Genomic DNA, 22,849 nt, shown 5'->3' with positions numbered 1-22,849 from the left:
CCCTGACCGACAGCGGCAGGTGTGGCTGAGGAGTGGTCGAACGTGACAGACAGCGAAGCAGTGCTCCAGCGACGGGACGCGGACGTCCACCCTCCGGATCGCGTGGACGCCGAGGCGCGGTACGCCGGCACGGACACGGAATGGATCCCGATCAGGGCGCTCGATCTGTCCCACTCGCCGCGCTCCGCGGGGGAGAACAGCGAGCACATACGAGTCCTGGCGGAATCGCAGGCCGACCTGCCGCCCATCGTTGTGCAGCGCGGTACCCATCGGGTCATCGACGGCGTGCACCGGGTCCGCGCAGCCCAATTACAAGGTGAAGAGGCCATCCGGGCGCGCTGGTTCGACGGCGACGACGCGAGCGCCTTCGTCCTTGCGGTGCGGCTGAACGTACGGCACGGACTGCCGTTGTCGCTGGCCGACCGCAAGGCGGCCGGCACCCGCATCCTTGGCGAACAGGAGGGCTGGTCCAACCGCGCGATCGCGTCGGCCGTCGGACTCTCGCCCAAGACGATCGCCGCCCTGCGCGAGGCGATCGGGCGGCCCGGCGGGCAGACCAGGCTCGGCAGGGACGGCCGCCTACGGCCCGTCAGCGCCGCCGCCGGGCGGGAGCGCGCCAAGGAGATGCTCCTACGGGAACCCGCCTCCTCCCTGCGGGCCGTGAGCGCGGTCGCCGGCGTGTCCCCGGGCACCGTCCGCGACGTGCGCGACCAGCTCCAACGGGAGGCCAGGGCGGTGATCCCCGATCAGCGGCGCACCCCGCCCGCGCGCAACGCGGAGGGACTGCGCACCCCGCCCGCGCGCTACGCGGAGGCGCCGCGTGCGCAGGCCGCGACCGCGGTGCCGGGCAAGCTCGACAGGTCCACCGCGCTGCTGCGCTCCCTGCGCACCGACCCCTCGCTGCGGTTCAACCAGTCCGGCCGTCTGCTGCTGAGCATCCTCGCGGTGGCCGCCATCGACCCGCAGGCGCAGGACGGGCTTGTCCTCGACCTGCCCGACCACTGCCTCGACTTCGTCGCGGAACTCGCCCAGGCGAGCGTGCAGGCGTGGCAGGACCTTTCCCTGCGCCTGGCGCAGCGCCGGTCGAAGCCACCCGAGCAGAGGTAGCCGGCGGTACACGCTGAAGAGCGCGGAAATCGCAGGGCTTGACGGGTCGGCGAATTCCTTGGTTTGGTCATTGAGGCAACACCGGGAATACCGCAGAAAAACTTCCACAGAAAGCGCTTCGAATGCGCACCGGACAACTGATCTGGTCATCTGGGTTTGGGACGGGGTGTTGAATAAAATGACCGATGTATACGGCTGGACCGGAAAGGACCGTCGGGTTCAGCGGATTGTCCACTCGGCTTCCGGGACGACGTTCCTGGTTCCGCTCGACCACTCGCTGGCCGACGGCCCGGTGGCTTCCGCCGCCGGATTCGCCGGGCTCGTCGAGGAGATGGCTGCCAACGAGGTGGACGGGATCATCGTCCACAAAGGGCGTGTCCGGTTCCTGCCGACCGATGCGCTCGGGCGGCTGGCACTGATCGTCCACCTCAACGGCAGCACGCAGCTCGCGCCGGACGCGGACGCGAAGATCCTGGTGGGCGCCGTGGAAGAGGCGGTCGCCCTGGGCGCCGACGGCGTCAGCGTGCACATCAACCTGGGATCCAGCACCGAGGCCGCCCAGCTCACCGACCTCGGCGCGGTCGCCGGCCACTGCGCCCGCTTCGGCCTGCCGCTGCTCGCGATGGTCTATCCGCGAGGCCCCCGCATCACCGATCCGGCCGACCCCGTCCTGCTGGCGCACGCCGCGAACGTCGCGGCTGACCTCGGCGCCGACATCGTGAAGCTGCCGTACACCGGCTCGCCCCTGACGATGCGCGAGGTCGTCGCGGCCAGCCCGATCCCGGTCGTCACCGCCGGCGGCGGCGTGCTGGAGGACACCGGCAAGTTCCTCGACCGCATCGACAGCACGATGGAGTCCGGCGTGCTCGGCGTCGCCGTCGGACGCAACGTCTTCCAGGCGCCGGACCCGGGCGGCCTGGCCCGCTCGGTGGCCCGCCGCGTCCACGCCGGACCCCGGTCGCTCGCAGCCCTGGCCGCCCTGGGCCAGGAGCTGTCCGAGGCGACCGTCTGACAGGCACCCCCGGCCGCTTCCCCCTGCCATCCCTCCACCGCACACCATGACGACCCGTCACCGACAGCCAGGCGCGACCACGACAGGCAAGCCATCCACAAGCAAAGGTGCGAACATGAAATCCGCATGGATCGACCTCCGCGGCACCGCTTCCGAACTCGCCACCGCCATCGTCGAGGAAGGCACCCACATCGGCATCGAGACCGTGGTGCTGGACGACCCCGAACTGGCCGGCAAGGTCCCGCCGAACGTGCAGAAGGCCGCCGTCGTCACCGGGGAGACGCCCACCACCCTGATCGACCAGCTCGTCGACGTGATCGACATCCTGATCGCCGACCACAGCATCGCGGAGAAGTTCGAGGGCCTCCGCCCCGGCCTGCGCTCCGGTGTCCTGATCAAGGTGCTGGACGAGCAGAGCCTCGAACTCGCCTGCCGGATCGCCAACGAGGCAGAGCTGACCCTCGTTGAGTTCCGCCAGGACCCCAGCAAGATCCCGCTGGAGATCCTGCTGGCCGCGGCCGACAAGGCCAAGGGCTCCATCGTCACCGTCGTCGAGGACGTCGAGGACGCGGCCACCACCCTCGCTGTGCTGGAGCGCGGCTCGGACGCGGTGCTGCTGGCCCCCAAGCGCGTCGGCGACGCCACCGAGCTGATGCAGGTCACCCGGGGCGAGAGTGCCTCGCTGGAGATGGAGGAGCTGGAGATCGTCCAGCTCACCCACCTCGGCCTGGGCGACCGGGTCTGCGTCGACACCTGCTCCCACCTGCGGCCCAACGAGGGCATCCTGGTCGGGTCGTACTCCACCGGCCTGGTGCTCGTCAGCAGCGAGACCCACCCGCTGCCGTACATGCCCACCCGCCCGTTCCGGGTGAACGCGGCCGCTCTGTCCTCCTACACCCTGACGCCCGGCAACCGCACCCAGTACCTGTCCGAGCTGCACTGCGGCTCGGAGATCCTCGCCGTCAGCACCGACGGCAGCGTGCGCACGGTCATCGTGGGCCGGATCAAGATGGAGTCCCGTCCGATGCTGCGGATCGAGGCCCGCACCCGCAGCGGCCAACTCGTGGACATGGTCGGCCAGGACGACTGGCACGTCCGGGCACTCGGCCCCGGCGGCAGCGTGCACAACTTCACCGAACTGCGGCCCGGCGACGTCATCCTCGGCCACACCATGACCGACCAGCGCCACGTCGGCTACGCGATCCGGGAGTTCCTCCACGAGCAGTAGAGCCCGCGCCGGTCACGTGACTGCCCCGGGGACCGGCGGTCACCGCGGCGCTGGGGCAACGTCCTCCACGTCCCACGGATCTGAAGGAAGAGAGTGCGTGAGATGGCGCTCATAGTGCAGAAATACGGCGGAACCTCGGTCGCCACACCTGACAAGGTCATCGAAGCGGCACGGCAGATCCGGGCGGCACACGAGGACGGGAACCAGGTCGTGGTGGTCGTGTCCGCCATGGGCGGGGCCACCGACGGACTGCTCCGGCTGGCATCCGCGGTGACCACCCGCCCCGACGTACGCGAACTCGACGCCCTGCTGTGCACGGGCGAGGCCGCGTCCGCCGGACTGGTTTCCCTGGCGCTCAATCACCAGGGCGTCGCCAGCCGCTCGTTCAGCGGCCCCGAGGCGGGCATCCGCACCGACCACCGCCACGGCCGGGCCACGATCGTGGCGGTGGACCCGCGCAGGCTTCGCGAGGAGCTGGCCAGGGGAGCCGTCCCCGTCGTCGCGGGCTACCAGGGCGAGTCCATCGCCACCGGGGCCCGCACCACCCTGGGCCGCGGCGGCTCCGACACCACCGGCGTCGCCCTGGCCGCAGCCCTCGGCGCGGACCACTGCGAGATCGTCACCGACGTCGCCGGCGTCTACACGGCCGACCCCCGCACGGTCGCCGGCGCCCGTCGGCACAGCTCCCTGCTCTACGAGGAGATGGCGGAACTGGCCGTCAGCGGTGCCAAGGTGCTCGCCTCCGACTCGGTCGACTACGCGCGTACCCACGGCGTCGACCTGAAGGTGCGCTCCAACCGTGCCGCGATCGGCCCGCAGACCTGGGTGGGCGACGGCCGACGCGCCGCCGGGGCGGCGTCCGGGGAGTCCTGGACACCCGCAGGCCGCCTCCGCCCGATCGCCGGGGTCGCGGGGCGCTCCGGCCTGGTCCGCTGCGTACTGCGGCGGATCACCTCGGACCATGTCCTGCGCCTGCTCGGTGAACTGGTCGAGCGCGGGACCGAGGTCGAGCTGCGCCGCTACGGCAACCTCGGCACCGAGGACGCCGGCGACATCGCGCTCACATTGCCCGAGGGCAGCGTGGAGGAGATGCGCGAACTGCTGGCCGACACCGACCGCGGCATCCGCCTGGACGAGGCGCACTGGACGTCGAACCTTGCCCGGCTCTCCGTCGTCGGCCTGGGCATCGGCCGGCGGCCGTACGCACCGTTGCGGCTGCTGGAAGCCCTGCGCTCGGTCGGCGCAGCGCGCACCGACCTGCACGTCACCTCCAACCGGCTCAGCGTGCTGACCGGTCGCAGCGACCTGGCCGCGGCCACCCAGACCGTCCACGACACCTTCCTGTCCGAGCCGGTGACGCCCCTGGCGCACCCGGCGGACCCGGACCACGCCGGCACCGCCTGGCCGCTGGCCGCCGGGTGCGGGCAGCTCGACATCGCGATGCCCGCCCTGGCCGCCGCCGAGTGACCCCGGTCCCCACACCACGAGGGAGAACACCGATGTCCGTCATCCGACTCGACCCCGGTCGTCCGAGCGGACCGACACCGCGCGGCCCCGCCGGGATGCCGCGGCCGGAGGGTCCCCGATGACCGCCACACCGACCTTCGACCCCACCTCCGACGAGCAACTGGCCGACCCCTACCCCGTCTACGCGCAGATGCGCGCGCAGTGCCCGGTGCTCCACGACCGGGACCGGGACATCTGGATCCTCACCCGCCACGAGGACGTGGCGCGCGTCGTCCACGACCCCGAGACGTTCTCCTCCGAGAGCGCGGTGCGGATCACTGCAGGACCCGAGTCCGACGAGGTGAAGCAGGTCCTGGCCGAAGGCTGGGCGCTGACGCCGAACCTGACCGAGAGCGACGGCGAGGAGCACACCCGGCTGCGCGTGGCGGTCAACCGCGTCTTCACGCCGCGGCGCGTGGCCGCGCTGGAGCCCTTCGTCCGGGACACCGCCGATGAGCTCGTCGCCCGGTTCGCCGCGGACGGCCGGGCCGACATCATCGAGGGCTACGCCTGGCCCCTACCGCTGATGGTCATGGCGCGGATCCTGGGCATGCCGCCCGAGGACGTGCCGCTGCTGCGGCAGTGGAGCTCCAACTGGCTGAAGCTGTCCGTCGGCACCGGTGAGCCAGCCGAGCGCATCGACTGGGCCCGCGACGTCGTCACCATGCAGCACTACGTGATGGGGCTGCTGGACGACACCGACCGGGCCGGCGAGGACTCGCTCACCTCCTCACTGGCGCAGTACGGCGTCGAGCACGGTCTCGACGACGTGGAACTGATGCGCATCGTGATGAACCTGATCATCGCGGGGCACGTCACGGTCACCCGCGCCATCGGCAACGGCCTGGTCACCCTGCTTCAGAACCCCCGCCAGCTCGCGGCCCTGCGCGCCGGCGAGGCATCCACCGAGGCGATGGTCGAGGAGATCCTGCGCATCGAGTCCCCGGTGCAGGGCCTGTTCCGCACCGTGACACGGGAGACGGAACTCGGCGGCCGCCACCTCGTGCCCGGCGACCGCGTGATGGTCCACTGGGGCTCCGCCAACCGCGACGCGTGCGTGTTCGAGAACCCGGACGAGTTCGCCCTCAGCGGCAGGCCCCGCCGGCACCAGATGGCCTTCGGCCGCGGCGTCCACGCCTGCCTCGGCGCCTCCCTGGCACGACTGCAACTGCGCGTCGCCATCCCGCTGCTCTTCGACCGCCTCCCCGAGCTGCGCCTGGGCCCCGCCGACTCCCGCACCCGCGAACGGCTGGTCATCGCGCGCGGATTCGAAGAACTGCACCTCCACTGGAACGTCCCCTCCCCGCGAGAGGCAGCACCATGACCGCACCAGCGCTCGACCCGCGACGCGTCGCCGGCCGACCCGGGCCCGGGTAGGCGGCCGCCATGACCTACGACGTGATCGTGATCGGCGGCGGATCCGCCGGCTGCGTCCTCGCCCACCGGCTGAGCGCCGACCCGCGGCGCTCGGTCCTGCTCCTGGAGGCGGGCCCCGACTTCGCCACCACCGACGACACACCGCCGGACATCAAGGACGCCACCTACGCCCCGTACACCTACGACTGGGGCTACAGGTCCGTCCCGGATGCCTTCGGCAACGAGGTGCCCATTCCACGGGGCCGCGTCATCGGCGGCTCCTCCGCCGTCAACGTCTGCGTCGCCATGCGGGCCCGGCCCGCCGACCACGATGCGTGGGCCGCCGCGGCCGGCTCCGCCTGGGGCTATTCGCAGATGTTGCCCCTCTACCAGGAGATGGAGCACTACCCGTACGGCGAGGAGAAGTACCACGGCCTGGGCGGCCCCTACCGCATGACGCCGGCAGCCCCGGACGACCTCGGCCGGCACGCCGTCGCCGCGCAACAGGCCGGCGTGCGCCTCGGGCACCCGGAGGTCGCCGACTTCAACGCGCCCGGCCCGCCTGGTTTCGCCCGCACCCCGCTGAGCGCTGCCGACGGCGTCCGGCTGAGCACCGCCATCGGCTACCTCAACCCGGTCCGCGACCGCCCCAATCTCCAGGTGCGCGGCGAGACGCTGGTCGACCGGGTGCTGTTCAGCGGCACCCGGGCCCGGGCCGTGCGACTGGCCACGGGGGAGGAGATCCCCGCCCGGCACGTCGTGCTCAGCGCGGGTGCCTACAACTCGCCCGCCGTCGCCCTGCGTTCGGGTATCGGCGACCGCGGCGACCTGACGGCGCTCGGCATCGGGGTGGTGGCCGACCTTCCCGGAGTGGGACACAACCTCACCGAGCACCCCGCCTACTGGAACGTCCACGCGGCCAAGCCGCCCCCAGCCGAGGCCCGGTCGGTGTTCGGCAGCGTCCTCAGCATCGCCACCGGGCCCGACGAGCCCGACTTCGACGTGCAGATCCTGCCCTCGGCGGCGGTTCCGGCCGGCAGCCTGCCCGAGCAGTTCGTGCCGCGGGCCGAGAACCACCCCACCGGCTGGGACATGGTCTTCTTCGTCTCCTGCGTCCAGCCCCGCTCCCGCGGAAGCGTACGGCTGTCCTCGCGCGCCCCCGAGGACGCGCCGACGATCGACCTCGGCCTCTACACCGCCGTCGACGACGCCGAGCGGGTCGCCGACGGCGTACGTCTGGCCCGCCGTCTGGCCCGCACCCGCCCGCTGGCCGACCTGCTGGCCGACGAGCGGGTGCCGGGCCCGGACATCAGCGACCGGGAACTGGCCGACGCCGTCCGCCGCGCACCGGCGCACTACAACCACGGCAGCGCCACGATGCGCATGGGCCGGCCCGACGACCCGACCGCCGTGGTCGACGCCGACGGCGCCGTGCGCGGCGTCGAGGGACTGACCGTCGCGGACGCCTCGGTGTTCCCGGCGATGCCCCGCGTGGCCACGAACGTCCCCGCCATCGTGGTCGCCGAGCGGATCGCCTCGGTGCTGTGCGCACGACTTGCCCCGCGCAACTGAGCCCCACCACCAGCCGAAGCCGGGGGTGCCCGGCGCACCATCAGGAGGATCCCGTGTCCACGACCGTCGAAGCCGTACAAGTCCTGCGTACCCGCTGGTCGTCCGAGAACGAGGCCGACCGGTTCACCGTCGACGACCCGGCGACCGGCCGACCCCTGACGGTCATCCAGGGTGCCGACGCCGACCGGGTGGACCAGGCGGTCAGGACCGCCCACGAAGCCCACCACGCGTGGAAGGCCCGCACCCCCCGCGAGCGCGGCAAGTGGCTGTGGAAGGTCGCCCAGGTGATCCGCGAGCACGCCGACGAGATCGCGGCGCTGGAGTCCAGCGACAACGGCAAGCCCCTCACCCAGGCGCGCCAGTTCGACCTGGAGGGCGCGGTCACCATCTTCGAGATGTTCGCCGGAATGTGCGAGGCGATGCCCGGCCAGGTCCGCGACGCGGGCAGCATGCTCGACGTCACGGTGCGCGAGCCGTTCGGCGTGGTGGGCGCGATCGTTCCGTTCAACTGGCCCCCGCTGCACACGGCGGGCAAGCTCGCCCCCGCCCTGGCGGCAGGCAACGCCGTGGTCATGAAGCCGCCGGAGCAGGCACCGCTGTCGGTGCTGCGCATCGCCGAGCTGGTCCAGTCGGTGCTGCCGGACGACGTCGTGCACATCGTGCCCGGCGGCGGCGAGATCGGCGCCCACCTGGCCGGCCACAAGCTGGTCGGCAAGATCTCCTTCACCGGTGCGCCCACCACGGGTCAGGCCGTGATCAGGACGGCCGCCGACAACCTGACACCGACGCTGCTGGAACTCGGCGGCAAGAACGCCCTGATCATCTTCGACGACGCGGACCTGGAGTCGGCCCTGCCCTGGGCGGTCGAGGGCGGCTACTTCAACCAGGGCGAAGCATGCACCGCCTCCTCACGGGTCCTGGTCCACGCCGACCTGCACGACGAGGTGGCCCGCCGCCTCGCGTCCGCCGTCGGGCGGTTGAAGGTCGGCGCCGGCTCCGACGCGAGTACCCACGTCGGCCCGCTGGTGAGTCCCGGGCAGCGACAGCGGGTCCTGGAATACCTGGAGATCGGTGTCGGCGAGGGCGCCACCATCGCCGCGCAGGCACCCCTGCCCACCGACCCGGAGCTGGCCGACGGCTACTACGTGCCGCCGACCCTGTTCACCGGAGTCACCCCCGACATGCGGATCGCGCAGGAGGAGATCTTCGGTCCGGTCGTGTGCCTGATCCCCTTCCGTGACGAGGCCGAGGCCGTCCGCATCGCCAACGGCACCGAGTTCGGCCTGGTCGCCGGCGTGTTCACCCGCGACTCCGAGCGCGCCCTGCGGGTCAGCCGCGAGCTGCGGGCCGGCATCGTGTTCGTCAACCACTACAACCGCGCGTTCACCGGCACGCCGTTCGGCGGTGTCGGCGCCAGCGGATACGGCCGTGAGCACGCCCTGGAGACGCTCCAGGAGTACAGCTTCAGCCGCAGCCTGCGCCTGCCCTCCGGCCGCGAGGCGATCCCCCGCTGGGCGCCGTCCCTCGACGTCGTCGACGAAGCCTGACCGGCACCCGGACACCCGCAAGGTGGTTGCCTGTGAGTACGACGATGCGCGCGGCGGTCTGCGTCGCGGCGGGCGGTCCCGAGGTCCTGCAGATCCACGACCTGCCCGTCCCCGAGGTCCGCGACGGCTGGAGCCTGGTACGCGTGCACGGCGCGGGCCTGAACCGCTCCGAGCTGAGAACCCGTCAGGGACACTCCCCGAGCGTCGCCTTCCCCCGCGTGCTGGGCATCGAGTGCGTGGGTGTCGTGGCCGACTCCACCGATCCCCTGCTGCCGGTCGGGACGACTGTCGCGGCGGTGATGGGGGAGATGGGCCGTCAGTTCGACGGCGGCTACGCGCAGTACGCCCTCCTGCCGAACGCCCTGCTGATGCCGGTGACCACCACCCTGCCGTGGGAGGTCCTGGCGGCGTTGCCCGAGACCTACCTGACCGCGCGCGGCTCCCTGGACGCCCTGGGTATCGCACCCGAGGGCGGCGGACGGCTGCTGATCCGCGGCGGGACCTCCTCGGTGGGGTTGGCGGCGGCGCAGATCGCCGCTGCCCACGGCGTCGAGATCGCGGCCACCACCCGCAACCGGGACAAGGCCGAGGCACTGAAGGCGGCCGGCGTAGACCACGTCCTGCTGGACGACGCCCGGCCGCTGGCGGACACCGTGCACGCACTGTGGCCCGACGGCCCGGAACATGTGCTGGACCTCGTGGGGACCAGCACCGTGCCGGACTCACTGCGGCTGGTGCGCCGCGGCGGGACGGTATGCGTGGCGGGTTCGCTCAGCGGCTGGCTGATCCCCGACTTCGAACCGATCGCCATGATCCCCACCGGGACCAGACTCACCGCCTTTCACAGCGACACCCTCAAGGGCAACACGGGCCAGGGTCTGTTGCAGCGGATCGTCGACGCGATCGAGGCGGGCGTCTACCGGCCGAACCTCGACCGCGTCTTCGCCCTGGACGACATCGCGGCCGCCCACCGCCGGATGGAGACCGACCAGGCCACGGGCAAGACGGTCGTGCTGCCCTGGGCCGACGCCTCCGGCGCGTGAACCGATCGCTGACGCACCACCGCCCGACGAGAAATCATTTCCCAAGCGGACCAGGAGCGTTGCCATGATGACCGAGTTCGTCGAGACCGCCGTCGTCGGAGGGGGCCAGCAAGGGTGCTCGGTCGCGGGCTCACTCGCCCGGCTCGGCTACCGGGCGGTGGTCTTCGAGCGGGGGGAGATCGGCCAGGCCTGGGCGAAGGAGCGCTGGGAGAGCCTGCGCGTCAACACGCCCAACCGGACCGTCACCTTCCCCGGCATGCCCTACGACGGAGACGACCCCGAGGGATACATGCCGGCCCGCGAGGTCGCCTGGCGGCTGCGGCGCTACGTGGCCGAGGCGGGCATCGACGTGCGCGAGCACACACCCGTGCGGTCGGTGGAGGCACCCCTCGACGCCCCTGCACACCCCGACGCACGCTTCCGGCTCCACCTGGAGAACGGCCGGAGCGTCGAGGCCCGCAACGTCGTCGCCGCCCTCGGCGGCTACTCCTCGCCGCGCCTGCCCGAGCTGACCGCCCGGATCGACGTGTCGATCACCCAGCTGCACACCCGCTACTACCGCGACCCCCAGTCCCTGCCGCCCGGCGCGGTGCTCGTCGTGGGCTCGGGCAACAGCGGCCAGCAGATCGCCGAGGATCTGCGCGACGCCGGCCGGCAGGTGTACCTCGCGGTCGGCCGGCACAAGACCTCGCCGCGCCGCTACCGGGGCGCCCAGGTCCTGGACTGGCTGCAACTGCTGCCGCTGGAGGGCAACTTGGAGTCCGCGTCCGGCGGGCGAGGCGACTCTCCGGTCCTGCCGGGCGTGTCGGTGCTCAGTGGCAAGGCCGGCGGCCGCGACCTCAGCCTCGGGGTGCTGGCCTGCAAGGGCGTCACCCTCGTCGGCACCGTCCGCGGTGTGCAGGGTGACATCCTGCTGCTCGAGGACAACGTCCGCGCGATCGCACGGGACGCAGCCCGCGCCGAGACCGAACTCCTCAGGGCCATCGACACCGCGATAGAGCGGCACGGCCTGGTCGTGCCCGAGCGCACGCCCGTACCCCCCTTCAACCCCTCACAGTTCGCCGACTACGGCGACAAGCTGGACCTGGCCGCCCAGAACATCACGACGATCGTCTGGGCCACGGGATTCGTGCCCGACTACGGCATCCTGCCCCGCAGGGCCCTGGACGAGAGCGGCATGCCGGTGCACCACGCGGGGGGCGGCACCCTGCCGGGGCTGTACTACGCGGGCCTGCCCGAGGGCGGCTCGGTGATGCCGCTGCTCATTGCCTCCACCCGGATCCAGGCCGAGCGGGTCGCCCGCGGCATCCACCTGGACAACACGCTGCGCCACCGCTCGCCGGCGGCGCTCGGCCGGCTCTGGGGCTGACCACCGTCGGCTTCGGCAGTCGGCACGACGCGAACAGCGGCGCCCGGCGGGTCCTCCCGCCGGGCGCCGCTGCGTCGACTCCGCCCCGGTCGTGCTGCATCCCCGCCTTGCTGCGCCGCCGGTGTGTCGTGTGCTGTCGGCCGAGCCGACGTCCGCACCACGTCGGTGGCCGTGCCGGACAGGACCGGCGCAGCGGTGGAGCGGGCCGGGCGACCCGGCCGACGACATGGACGCGCCGCCGGCGTCCGCTCACGAAGCTGAGGCGGACGCCGACGGCGGGGGCGCGTCATGCCGGTCGGGGCACGACCTCCAGGCCCAGGGGGCCGTTGATGATGAAGGACTCCACGCGCGCGGGCTGCTGATCGGGGTGCGCCAGAGCGAGGTTTGGCAGTCGGCTGAAGAGGGTGCTGAGGGCGACGTCCGCTTCGAGGCGGGCGAGGTGCGCGCCGAGGCAGAAGTGGGGCCCGTGACCGAACGCGAGGTGTTCCTTGCTGGACCGCGTGGGGTCGAAGCGCTCCGGGCACTGCGGGTGCAGCTCCGGGTCGCGGCCGGCGGCCGCGAAGGCGACGGTGATCGCATCGCCCTTGCGGATGACGACGCCTTCACCCAGGTCGATGTCCTCCAGGGCGCAGCGCATCGGTATGTGCATGATCGGTCCCTCGATGCGCAGCGTCTCCTCGATGACGTCCTGCCAGCCGATGGTCCCCTCCTGGATCCGGGTATGGGTCTCGGGGTGGTTGAGCACGGCCTGGACGGCGCTGGTGAGGAGGTTGACGGTGGTCTCGTAACCGGCGCCGATCATGAGGAACAGTGTGCCCAGCAGCACGTCCTGCGACATCGGTTCCTGACCGGGGTCGGAGGGCAGTAGCAGGTCGCTGGTCAGATCGGCGGCCGGGTGCTCCTGCTTGTACCGCAGTAGTTCGCCCAGGCGCTCGTACAGGTTGTCGCTGGCGGCCAGCGCCTCCTTCGGCCCGAGCGACGAGTTGAGCACCGCGTCGATCCCTGTGCCGATCCTGGTGCGCAGGTGGTCGGGGACGCCGAACAGGTCGCAGATGACCGTGATGGTCAGCGGCAGCGCCAGGGCCTGGCGGATGTCGGCGACGGCTCCCGGGGGCAGTGCGGCCAGCGCGTCGATCAGGCGGTCGGCGGTCGTCTGGACCTGCGGGCGCATGCGTTCCACCTGCCGCGGTGAGAACGTGGGGGCGACGCGGCGCCGGGACCTGCGGTGCTCCTCGCCGTAGAAGTTGAAGAAGCTCTGCTGAAGGGCGAGGGCCGCGAGCGGCCAGCCGTCGGGCATGTGGGTCAGGTCGGGCCAGTGCTGCCGTATGTCGCGCGAGACGCGCGGGTCGTTGGTCAACGCCTGGATGACGCTGTGTCGGGTGACCGCCCAGGCGCGGACGGGTCCGGGAAGCTCCACGAGCACGGCCGGCGCCTCGCGCAGCGAGGTGGCCTCGGCGTGCATGGCCCGGCCGGTGGGATCGAGAACGGGGCAACTGGTCGTGGACAGGGACGACATCGGGGACTTCCTCACTGGGGATCGAACGGGGATATGCGCGCGCCGTTCCGCTCAGCTCCTGGCGGTGGCGACCTCGGCAGGCGCGGCCACCGCCGGTGCGGCAGCGGGGTGTTGCACGGGCGAGTCGGCGAGGCGCTCCCGCAGGAACATCGATGCCGCCAGGCCGATCACGCCGGCCGCCGCCATGTACAGGGCGATGGGCGTCCAGCTGTGGTACTTGCCGAGCAGGGAGGTGGCGATGAGCGGGCTGACGGCGCCGCCGAGCAGACCGCCCACGTTGTAGCTGATGGACATCCCGGAGTACCGCAGCGCCGTGGGGAACAGCTGCGGGTAGAACGCCCCTTGCACGCCGTAGTTGGCGGCGAACCCGGCGAACAGCGCCAGGAAGCCGAGCGCCATCAGCGGGAAGGACCTGGTCCCGAGCAGCGGGAACCAGGCGAACGGGGCCGCCGTCATGACCACGATGCCGCCGACGAAGACTGCCTTGCGGTTGCGGCGGTCACCCAGCCGGCCGAAAAAGGGCATGGCGACGATCAGGAAGACGCACGACCCGGCGAGCAGCGTCAGCATCTGAGACCGGCTCACATGGATGGTCGACGCGTAGGTGAGCGAGAACACCGAACCGAGGTAGAACACCAGGAACATCGGGAGCGCCGACAGCGACGCGCACAGCGTGAGCAGACCGTGCCGCGACACGACCTCGAGCGCCGGTACGGTCCGGACCGCGCCCGCGGACTGCACCTGCTCGAACTCGGGGGTCTCCGCCAGCCGCAGCCGGACGCGCAGCGCGAAGGCCACGAGCACCGCGCTGACCAGGAACGGCAGTCGCCACCCCCACGACAGCACCTGTCGGTCCGGCAGCAATGTGACGAGCAGCAGGACGCCGTTGGCCAGCAGCAGCCCCCAGGCGTTTCCGGTGCCGACGATCGCGGTGAGGAAGCCCCGCTTGTCCGGCTGGGCGTTCTCCAGCGCCATCAGGAATCCGCCGCTGGACTCCCCGCCGAGCGAGCACCCCTGGACGAACCGGAGGACCGTCAGCAGGATCGGAGCGGCGACGCCGATCGTCTGATGGGTGGGGAGCAGACCGATCAGGACCGTCGCGCCGCCCATCACGGTGAGCGTGGTGATCAGCGTCGTCCTGCGGCCCAGTCGGTCCCCGAAGTGCCCGAAGACGAGGGCGCCCAGGGGCCTGCCCACGAACGCGACCGCGAAGGTCGACAGGGACAGCAGCGTTCCGGTGGCGGGGGCGAAGGAGGGGAAGAACAGTTTGCCGAAATACAGCGACGAGAACGCCCCGTAGATGAGGAACTCGTAGAACTCGATGCTGTTGCCGATGAGGCTGCTCAGTACGGCGCTTCTGCGCTGCCCCTCGGATGTGAGGACATGATTCATGGCGTCTCCGAGCCTCAGTGGTGGACGGTGCCGGTGAGGTGGTGGGTCCGAGGGCCGGCCGAGCGGGCTGCGTCGGTGACGTGTCGGCAGCCACACCCGGCGGAGCGGGGAGCTAGCTGGGGAAGTCCTCCTCCCACCACTCCTGTGCCGAGCGCGTGAGCCGCTGCTCCTCGCGCCTGCGCAGCTCGGCCCGCTGTGTCTTGCCGGAGATGGTCTTGGGCAGTTCGGCGAACTCGATCCGGCGGATCCGCTTGTAGGGAGCGAGGTGTTCGCGGGCGTGCGCGAGGATCTGCTGGGCGGTCCGCGCCTCCGGCCGGTAGTCGGTGGCGAGCGCGATGTAGGCCTTGGGTACGGCCAGCCGCAGTGGCTCGGGCGAGGGCACCACCGCGGCATCGGCGACGGCCGCGTGCCGCAGCAGCACGCTCTCCAGCTCGAAGGGGGAGATGCGGTAGTCGGACGCCTTGAAGACGTCGTCCCCGCGTCCCTGGAAGCGGAAGAGGCCCTCGGCGTCGCGGGTGGCGAAGTCACCGGTGTGGTAGTGGCCGCCGTGCAGGGCGCGCGCGGTCGCCTCGGGATCGCCGAGGTACCCGCTCATCAGACCGAGCGGCCGACCGGCCAGCGGCAGACAGATCTCGCCTTCCGCGCAGCCGCCGGCTACGGGGGTGTTGGTCTGCGGGTCCAGCAGCGCCACGTCGTAGCCCGGCAGGGCCCACCCCAACGCGCCCTCCACGACCGGCATTCCCGGCGGGGTCCCGATCTGGGCGGTCGTCTCGGTCTGCCCGTAGCCGTCCCGTACGGTGATGCCCCAGGCGTCACGGATGCGGTGCACGACCTCCGCGTTCAGCGGTTCGCCGGCGGCCACCGCCTCGCGCAGCGACATCGGCCACCGGGTGAGGTCCTCCTGGATGAGGCTGCGCCACACGGTGGGCGGAGCGCAGAACGAGGTCGCCGCGCAGCGCGACATCATCTCCAGCAGCGGACGCGCCGCGAACCGCGGCTGGTTGACGACCAGGACCGTCGCCTGTGCGTTCCAGGGGGCGAACAGACAGCTCCAGGCGTGTTTCGCCCACCCGGGTGAGGAGATGTTCAGGTGCACGTCACCGGGGCGCAGGCCGATCCAGTACATGGTCGACAGGTGACCGACCGGATAGCTCAGCCCGGTGTGCCCGACCATTTTGGGACGGGCGGTGGTACCCGAGGTGAAGTAGATGAGCGAGGGCTCCTCGGGCCGGGTCCGTACCGTCTCCCGCAGCGGTACGGCGGCGTAGGCCCGCTGGTAGTGCTGCCAGCCCGCAATGCGGTCCCCGACGGCGACGCGCGTCCAAGGGCCGCGCAGGCCGTCGAGCTTGGGGGTGAGGTCGGCCTGTGCGATGACGTGCCGCACCTTGCCGCGCTCCAGCCGTTCGGCCAGGTCGTCGGGGGTCAGCTGGACGGCTGCGGGGATCACTGCGGCGCCCAGCCGGAACGCGGCCAGTACGCACTCCCACAGTTCCACCCGGTTGCCGAGCATGAGCAGGACGCGGTCCCCGCGCTGGACACCGATTGACCGCAGCCATCCGGCGACCCGCCGGGATCGCTCGGCCAGCTCGGCGAAGCTCAGTGCCGTGTCGGCGAGGACCGCGCCCTGCCGGTCCAGGTCGACCACGCGCAGCGCGGTGGCGTCGTTGCCGTCGGAGATGACGTCGAACCAGTCCGCGACCCAGCTGAACGTCTCGCCGAGGTCGGGCCGGGGGAAGGCGCGGGCGCGCGGCAGGTCCCCGTAGGAGGACAACAGGTGGTCGCGGGCGCGCTGGAACTCGCCGGTCGCTGTACGCATGGCGGCTACCTCCCGTTGAAGGTCGCGCGGCCGGGCCCGTCGGCGGCGAATCCCCGCATGCCCGTCAGCCGGTCCTCGGTGGCGAACAGGGCGGCGAACACCGACCGTTCGATGGCCAGCCCGGCGGCCAGGTCGGTCGCCAGACCCTGGTCGACGGCCGTCTTGGCGGCGTGCAGTGCCAGTGCGGGGCCCTTTTCGAAGCGCCGGGCCCACCGCAGCGCGGTGTCCAGCACCTGGCCGGTCGGCACGACCTGGTCCACCAGGCCCAGCTGAAGCGCCTCGTCCGCGCCGACCTGGCGGCCGGTGAAGATCAGCTCCTTGGCCTTGGCCGGTCCGATCAGCCGCGGCAGCCGCTGGGTGCCGCCGGCCCCCGGGATGACGCCGAGCAGGACCTCGGGCAGCCCGAGGTGTGCCTCGGTTCCGCAGATGCGCGCGTCGGCTGTCAGCGCGAGCTCGCAACCGCCGCCGAGAGCCGGCCCGTTGATCGCTGCCACCACCGGTTTGGGGATGGCGGCCACCGCGTCGAAGGCGCCCTGGAGCACCGGGGCGTGCCGCACCATGGCGGCGTGCGTCATCGCGGCCATCTCCTTGATGTCGCCGCCCGCCGAGAAGACCCTGGGCCCGCCGTGCAGGACCACTGCGCGGACCCGCTCGTCGGCCGTGGCCTGCTCGGCCGCGGCGCGCAGCGCGGACTGCGCCGCACGGTCGAGCACGTTCAGCGGCGGCCGGTCCAGGTGCAGGATGCCCACCGCTCCGTCGATGTCCAGCCACGCGGAGCGGTGTTCCACCGTAGGTACGGTCGTCATGACCACAGCAGGCCTCCGTTGACCTCGAGGACGTGGCCGTTGACGTAGCTCGATTCGGGACCGGCCAGGAACACCGCCGCGTCGGCGGCCTCGTCGGCACCGCCGGGCCGGCCGAGCGCCAGCCTGGTCCGGTAGCGCGCCCAGACTTTGTCGTTCTCGGTGAGCTGCTGGCCCATCCCCTCGTCGAGGATGCCCGGGGCCAGGGAATTGACCAGGATGCCGCGGGGGCCGAGCTCGATGGCGCTGACCCGGGTGAACATCTCCACCGCGGCCTTGGTGGCGCAGTAGCCGGCCGCCCCGATGGCCACCCGGGTGGCCATGCTGGAGGAGACGTTGACGATCCGGGGGGCCGAGCTGCGTTCCAGGTAGGGAATCGCCGCCTGGGTGCACAGGAACACCCCGGTCAGGTTGGTGGCCACCATGTCCTGCCAGTCGGCGACCGGTAGCCGGTCCACCCGGCCGTCCCGGCTCACGCCTGCGTTGGCGACCAGGATGTCCACGCCGCCGAAGCGCTCGGCGGTCTCGGACATCAGCGCGGTGACCGAGTCGTTGCTGGTGACGTCGACCGGGACGTACGCGCCGCGGCCGGGCCAGAGGTCGAGGACCTCCTTGATGTCGTAGGGGTTGCGCGCCGCGCACACCACCCGTGCGCCCTCCAGCAGGTAGCGTCCCGCGATCGCCCGGCCCAGTCCCCGGGAGCCCCCGGTGATCACGGCTGTCTTTCCGGCGAGCCTCATCGTGCTCCTCCTTGCCTGACGTCGGGTACGGGGAGCACGGCGGAGCAGCCGGCCGTACCGATCACATCGAAGGGCGAGCCGCAGCCGCGGCAGTCGTAGGGCACCTTGCACACCGCGCCGCCGAAGCGGCCGGCCCGCACGACGTCGTCGCCGGCGCAGTACGGGCACCGGGGAGCTTCGCCCGCCACGCGGTACCCGGCGGTGCGCAGGGCGTCGCGGCCGGCGGAATTCACCGCTGCGGGCTGCCACGTGCCGCGCTCCCACACGATCTCGATTCCGTGCCCCGGCGCGGCGTCGTTGAGCGCGGACCGCACCCGCCTGGCGATCTCGCCGCGGGCGGGGCAGCTGAGCCGGGTGGGGGCGAGGTGGACCACGATCCGGTCGTCGGTCCTGGACACCGAGCGCACCACTCCGAGGTCGCCCAGGCCCACGTCGATCTCCGGGTCGCGCACGTCGGCGACCACGCTGGTGAGCGGGTCGGGGCTCACAGGAACACCTCCGGGGCGTAGTGCTCGCGCACGAGGCGGCCGCGCGTGAGGCAGTCGGCAAGGACACTGCCGCCCATCCCCGCGGCCCGCGGCACCGGCAGGTGCGGCAGGCGCGATCCGGGGCCGCCGCTGTCGCCGACCAGCGCGGCCAGTCGCCCGTGCAGCGCATCCGGCACGGCGTTGTGCGGGTCGGCGCCCAGCAGGTCGCCTGCGCACCGCGTCACCTCGGCGTACGCCTGCGTGAACTCCTCACCTGTCTCGGGCCAGGCGGCCAGCGCTCGCGCCCACCGCCGCCAGTGGTCCAGATGGACCCGTTGCTCGTCGCGGATGGCCGCGATCGCGGGGTCCTTCGCGGCGCGCTCCTCGGCGAGCACGGTGACCGCCGCGGCGATCACCAGCCCGCACACCACGGTGGACGGCCAGTCGCCGAGGCGGCCGATGACCCGGGACACCTGCCACTGCTCCTGCGGCCGTTCGAAGAAGTGGGCGTCGGCGGCCGACTCGTCGAATCCGTGCAGCGCCAGGACCGTCTCGGCGTGCGCCAGCGCCTCCTGCCCTATGGAGCCGACCGCCAGTGACTCCTCCAGGTCGATGTAGTCGACGATGCGTGCGCCCAGCCGGTTGCCCAGGACGAACAGGTCGTCGGCGAGCGCCAGCCACAGCCCGGTCAGGGCCGAGTCGGCGGCCTCGCGTACGGTGTCGGCGCGCTCGGAAGCGGAGCCCTCGGGGCGCTGCTGCGGGGCGGCGGTGTCCGGGGCGGCGGAGCGGTCGCGGCGGCGCGTGGTGGGGAAGCCGGGCTGGCGGTGCGGCATCCGGGTCTTGGCGGCGAGCAGGTCGCGGTCACCGGCGCTGGAGACGATCAGGTCGGTGCGCCGTACCACCCAGAGCCGGGAGAGGTCGTCGCGGCGCCCGTAGGTCTCCTTGGCCAGGTGCCAGGCGGCGTCCCGGCGCGGTGCGACGAGGGAGCCGACGTGGTTGAGCGGCGAGCCGCTGCCGGTCTGCGCGAACACCTCGTAGACGTCGGTGTCGGTGGGAACGTGCGGCATCACGCCACCCCCCGCAGTGCGCGCCGGTATCGCGTGTTGCGGTCCAGCGCGCCGCGCACCCAGTCCAGCCGGCGCTGCGACGCCGGGCCGCCGTTCGCGATGACCTTCTTCACCTCTGCCCAGTCGGGCATTGCGAACTCCCACTCGCCCGAGGGCAGTTGACGCGCCAGAGCGGGGTCCACGTGCACGCCGACCTTCTGGAAGACCGGAATGATCTTGCTGAGCCAGGCCTGGCGCAGCTCGTCGTTGCCGTCGGGCTTCAGACCGATCTGGTGCATGCGATTGGCGTGCAGTGTCTCGGTGTCCGGCGGCCCGAGGTACGCGAGCACCCGCGGCAGCCACATCTCGAACCCTTCCTGCACCCGGCGGCGCTGGTCGGCGTCTCCGTGCGTCAGCACCTCGTGGGTCAGGTCCAGGGCGTGCTGGTAGTGGAAGGACTCCTCGCGCTCGATCTTGCGCAGCGCCCGGGCGTAGGGCAGGTACACGCCCTTCATCAGTGACCGGAACTGCAGGATCGCCGCCGAGTTCATCAGGAGCAGCCCCGGGCCGAACTCCTCCCAGGACGCGAAGGAGTAGTGGAAGATGTTGTGTACCTTCGAGCGACCCTCCAGGTAGTCCAGGAGGATTCGCTCGCGAGGCATCCCCAGGTCCTCGGCGACCCGAGCGGCCACGTGTCCGTGGCCCACCTCGTCCTGGACCTTGGCCATCAGCATCTGCCGCCTGGTGCAGCTGGGCGCGCGGTCCAGCCACTCGGCGAACGGCAGCACGCCCACCAGCTCGTTGAGGGCCTGTACGGTGGCGAACCGCCTTGCGCCCTCCCGTACCTCGTCGGGCATCGGGTCCCACAGTTCGTAGCGGCGGAGTCCCGCCGCTGTCGCTGTCGGCATGTCTCGTTCCTTTCGCAGCGCTTGCATGGTTTGCAGCGGTGTCGCGGGGGAGGGCTCAGTACCAGCGGACGACCACGGCCCCCGCCGTCATGCCGCCGCCCACTCCGGCCAGCACCAGGCGCTCGCCCCGCCTGAACGGCCGCAGTTCGTTCTCCGCGCGCAGGGTGAGGGGGATGGAGGCCGTGGCGGTGTTGCCGAACCGCGGTGCGGTCAGGGGCACCCGGTCGGGGTCGACGCCGAGTTCGCGCGTACACGCCTCCACCAGGCGGGTGTTGGCCTGGTGCAGGATGAAGCGGTCCACGTCCGCCAGCCGGATCCCGGCCGAGTCGAGCGCCTCGCCGATGACTTTGGGCAGCACACCCAGCGCGTACTCGCGCACCTCGCGGCCCCGCATGCGGAACAGGTGCTCGCCTGCCTCCCGGCTGCGGTCATCCAGCGGCGTGCGGGTGCCGCCGGCGGGCACCTCGACCAACTCGCGGTGTTCGCCGTGGGCGACCAGCCGCCAGCCCAGTACGCCGTATCCATCGGGCACCGGGCCGAGCAGCACCGCACCGGCCCCGTCGCCGAAGAGGCTGACGGTGCGCCGGTCGGAGCGGTTCATCAGCGAGGAGTACATGTCGGTGCCGACCACCAGGGCGTGGTCGCCGCCCCCTGAGGCCAGCCGCGCCGAGAGCATCGAGTCGGCGACCGCCAGCGCGTAGAGGAAGCCCGAGCACACCGCATTGACGTCGAACGCCGGGACGCCGGACAGGCCCAGCTTGTTCTGAAGGATCGCCCCGGTGGAGGGCTGCGGCTGGTCCGGCGTCGAGGTGGCCACGATCATCACACCGAGCCGTGCCGCCGCCTCCGGCAGTGTGCCCAGCGCCTCGCGCGCGGCGTGCAGCGCCAGATCGGAGGTGACGGTGCCGGGCTCCCGGTACCTGCGCTCCAGGATGCCGGTCCGCTCGACGATCCAGCTCTCCTCCGCGCCCGTCCACTCGGCGACCTGCGTGTTGTCTATGACCAGCGGCGGCACGTGGCCGCCGAGGCCGAGGAATCCGAAGCCCATCACACGTCCTTCGCCGGAGCGTCGTCCCGCGGTGTCTCCTGCGGCACCTGGACGACGGCGCAGGCCCAGGTCCAGGCCGCCCCGCCGCTGATCACCAACGCGACATCGCCAGGCTCGAGCGGCACTCGGTCCCGCATGTCGGCCAGGTTCGCCAGGAAGTCCCCGCATCCCAGGTGGCCGGTGGCGGAGCCGAACCGCAGGGCCTCGGCCTTGAGCAGCTCGTCGAGCACCGGGCCGTAGATGGAGTCCAGCAGGCTCGCCCCGAGCCGCGGCAGCGCGATGTACTTGATCCGCGGGTCGTCGGTCGCCATCCCCGCGTCGTGCAGGCTGTCCGCGATCACCTTGCGGATGTTCTGGCCGGCGATGGTCTCGAACTTCGTCCTGCCGTGCTCCGCCAGATAGGACTTCTTGGGAGTGCGCAGGTCGATGAACCCGTCGTGCCACATGGGAGCAGGGCTGAAGTCGTTGCCGTGCCGCATCATCAGCTCGAACTGGGCGTCGGTCGCGGTGGCCAGGGACAGCAGGGCGTAGTCGTCGGGTCCCGCGCCGCCGCGGTGCACCAGGGCCGCGGTCCCCGCGTCACCGAAGCCGAGCCCGTAGTCGGAGGTCCAGCGGTCCATACCGGGCGGGCAGAATCGGTCGCCCGTCGTGACGAGCACGGCACCGAGTCCGGCGTCTGCGTCCAAGTGCATCGCGGCCAGTTGCAGGGCCAACGCGCCCGCGTTGCAGCCCTGTTGAACGCCGTAGGGCGTGGCATTGCCGGCGCCCACCGCGTGGGCCACGTAGTGCGGCGGCGACCACATGTCATGGCCTTGGTGGTAGATCCAGGTGTGCAGGACCAGGCCGATGTCGGACGGGCTCCAGCCCGCCCGGCTTATCGCGGCACGGCCGGCCTCCGCCGCCATCTCGGGAGCGGACAGGGTGGCCGAGAACGGCAGATGGCTGACGCCGAGCCGCTCCGCGTCCGAGTCGGTCAGCTTCCCCGCCGCCACGGCGTCCTCGACGTGCTCGCGGTCTGGTGGAAACCACGCGGTCACGGTCTTGATCCGCAGATCGTCTCCGAATTTCATGCAGGCTCCTTCGAAAGCTCGGGATCCGTAGGGAGTGCGGGTCACCGGCCGACGAGTGGGGCCGGGGGAGTGCTCGGCAGTTCGCCCGGCCGGGGAAGAGGGGCGCGCCGTACCAGGCGCAGTGCGTTACGCAGGTGTCCACCGTCGGGAGCGGACACTGGCGCACTGGGCCACCAGTGGCTTCCCGCCCACAATCGCATACCTTCGCAGAGGTATGTAACTGCGGCAGAGTGCGGTGCCCGTGAGCGATCACCGGGGCGGGTCGAGCTTGTGGGCACTGCCTGCGTTGCCTGTGCCACAAGG

Annotated in this window: 19 protein-coding genes; 9 read left to right on the top strand and 10 right to left on the bottom strand. The window is 71.8% G+C overall.

Translation table 11 applies throughout. The features are described from left to right. Positions 1-42 precede the first annotated feature (42 nt). From KUM49_RS34645 to KUM49_RS34605, 9 genes are all read left to right on the top strand, one after another. Entirely contained in the window at positions 43-1,107 is a 1,065-nt protein-coding gene (locus tag KUM49_RS34645) for a ParB N-terminal domain-containing protein (protein WP_217240928.1), read from the top strand. Between the two features lie 178 nt (positions 1,108-1,285). Next, positions 1,286-2,119 carry a 2-amino-3,7-dideoxy-D-threo-hept-6-ulosonate synthase gene (locus tag KUM49_RS34640; RefSeq protein ID WP_217240927.1) on the top strand — a complete coding sequence of 278 codons (834 nt, stop codon included), beginning with the start codon at positions 1,286-1,288 and terminating at the stop codon, positions 2,117-2,119. Positions 2,120-2,234: 115 nt separating this feature from the next. Then, complete coding sequence (locus KUM49_RS34635; RefSeq protein WP_217240926.1) at positions 2,235-3,347, top strand: 3-dehydroquinate synthase II family protein; 1,113 nt, start codon at positions 2,235-2,237, stop codon at positions 3,345-3,347. Between the two features lie 102 nt (positions 3,348-3,449). Next, a complete protein-coding gene (locus tag KUM49_RS34630) occupies positions 3,450-4,814 on the top strand; it encodes an aspartate kinase (RefSeq protein ID WP_217240925.1) in 1,365 nt (454 codons plus the stop codon). A 118-nt stretch (positions 4,815-4,932) separates the two neighbouring features. Continuing rightward, complete coding sequence (locus tag KUM49_RS34625; RefSeq protein WP_217240924.1) at positions 4,933-6,177, top strand: cytochrome P450; 1,245 nt, start codon at positions 4,933-4,935, stop codon at positions 6,175-6,177. 62 nt (positions 6,178-6,239) lie between these two features. Continuing rightward, positions 6,240-7,781: a GMC family oxidoreductase gene (locus KUM49_RS34620; protein WP_217240923.1), complete on the top strand. Its 1,542-nt coding sequence runs from the start codon at positions 6,240-6,242 to the stop codon at positions 7,779-7,781. Positions 7,782-7,834: 53 nt separating this feature from the next. Next, positions 7,835-9,328 carry an aldehyde dehydrogenase family protein gene (locus KUM49_RS34615; protein WP_308406898.1) on the top strand — a complete coding sequence of 498 codons (1,494 nt, stop codon included), beginning with the start codon at positions 7,835-7,837 and terminating at the stop codon, positions 9,326-9,328. A 32-nt stretch (positions 9,329-9,360) separates the two neighbouring features. Continuing rightward, positions 9,361-10,371: a zinc-binding dehydrogenase gene (locus KUM49_RS34610; protein WP_308406897.1), complete on the top strand. Its 1,011-nt coding sequence runs from the start codon at positions 9,361-9,363 to the stop codon at positions 10,369-10,371. A gap of 64 nt (positions 10,372-10,435) precedes the next feature. Next, the gene (locus KUM49_RS34605) at positions 10,436-11,740 is read left to right on the top strand and encodes an NAD(P)/FAD-dependent oxidoreductase (RefSeq protein WP_217240922.1); all 1,305 of its coding nucleotides are present in this window, start codon (positions 10,436-10,438) and stop codon (positions 11,738-11,740) included. A 286-nt stretch (positions 11,741-12,026) separates the two neighbouring features. Here KUM49_RS34605 and KUM49_RS34600 read toward each other — a convergent pair whose 3' ends face one another. The 10 genes from KUM49_RS34600 to KUM49_RS34555 all read right to left on the bottom strand — a co-directional run bounded on the left by KUM49_RS34600 (position 12,027) and on the right by KUM49_RS34555 (position 22,546). Then, on the bottom strand, positions 12,027-13,256 hold the full coding sequence (locus KUM49_RS34600) for a cytochrome P450 (RefSeq protein ID WP_217240921.1): 1,230 nt from the start codon (positions 13,254-13,256) through the stop codon (positions 12,027-12,029). A 51-nt stretch (positions 13,257-13,307) separates the two neighbouring features. After that, the gene (locus KUM49_RS34595; protein ID WP_217240920.1) at positions 13,308-14,648 is read right to left on the bottom strand and encodes an MFS transporter; all 1,341 of its coding nucleotides are present in this window, start codon (positions 14,646-14,648) and stop codon (positions 13,308-13,310) included. Between the two features lie 112 nt (positions 14,649-14,760). Continuing rightward, positions 14,761-16,464 carry an AMP-binding protein gene (locus tag KUM49_RS34590; protein ID WP_217240919.1) on the bottom strand — a complete coding sequence of 568 codons (1,704 nt, stop codon included), beginning with the start codon at positions 16,462-16,464 and terminating at the stop codon, positions 14,761-14,763. Between the two features lie 5 nt (positions 16,465-16,469). After that, positions 16,470-17,270 carry an enoyl-CoA hydratase/isomerase family protein gene (locus KUM49_RS34585; protein ID WP_217240918.1) on the bottom strand — a complete coding sequence of 267 codons (801 nt, stop codon included), beginning with the start codon at positions 17,268-17,270 and terminating at the stop codon, positions 16,470-16,472. Further along, on the bottom strand, positions 17,267-18,007 hold the full coding sequence (locus KUM49_RS34580) for an SDR family NAD(P)-dependent oxidoreductase (protein WP_217240917.1): 741 nt from the start codon (positions 18,005-18,007) through the stop codon (positions 17,267-17,269). Before KUM49_RS34580 ends, KUM49_RS34585 begins: the two co-directional genes overlap by 4 nt. After that, positions 18,004-18,495 (bottom strand): iron-sulfur cluster assembly protein, encoded by a 492-nt coding sequence (locus KUM49_RS34575; protein WP_217240916.1) that lies wholly within the window; start codon positions 18,493-18,495, stop codon positions 18,004-18,006. The genes KUM49_RS34580 and KUM49_RS34575 overlap by 4 nt, the downstream gene beginning before the upstream one ends. Beyond that, positions 18,492-19,541: a Phenylacetic acid catabolic protein gene (locus tag KUM49_RS34570; protein ID WP_217240915.1), complete on the bottom strand. Its 1,050-nt coding sequence runs from the start codon at positions 19,539-19,541 to the stop codon at positions 18,492-18,494. The genes KUM49_RS34575 and KUM49_RS34570 overlap by 4 nt, the downstream gene beginning before the upstream one ends. Further along, entirely contained in the window at positions 19,541-20,428 is an 888-nt protein-coding gene (locus tag KUM49_RS34565) for a Phenylacetic acid catabolic protein (protein ID WP_217240914.1), read from the bottom strand. Before KUM49_RS34565 ends, KUM49_RS34570 begins: the two co-directional genes overlap by 1 nt. Positions 20,429-20,483: 55 nt before the next feature. Beyond that, the gene (locus KUM49_RS34560) at positions 20,484-21,476 is read right to left on the bottom strand and encodes a 3-oxoacyl-ACP synthase III family protein (protein WP_217240913.1); all 993 of its coding nucleotides are present in this window, start codon (positions 21,474-21,476) and stop codon (positions 20,484-20,486) included. After that, positions 21,476-22,546 (bottom strand): 3-oxoacyl-ACP synthase, encoded by a 1,071-nt coding sequence (locus KUM49_RS34555; protein ID WP_217240912.1) that lies wholly within the window; start codon positions 22,544-22,546, stop codon positions 21,476-21,478. The genes KUM49_RS34560 and KUM49_RS34555 overlap by 1 nt, the downstream gene beginning before the upstream one ends. Positions 22,547-22,849: the final 303 nt, after the last annotated feature.

This window comes from Streptomyces sp. AC555_RSS877 (assembly GCF_019049245.1).
In the GTDB taxonomy this organism is placed as follows: Bacteria; Actinomycetota; Actinomycetes; order Streptomycetales; family Streptomycetaceae; genus Streptomyces.
Note: the sequence above shows the minus strand (reverse complement) of the source record. Positions and strands in the feature narration are given on the sequence as shown.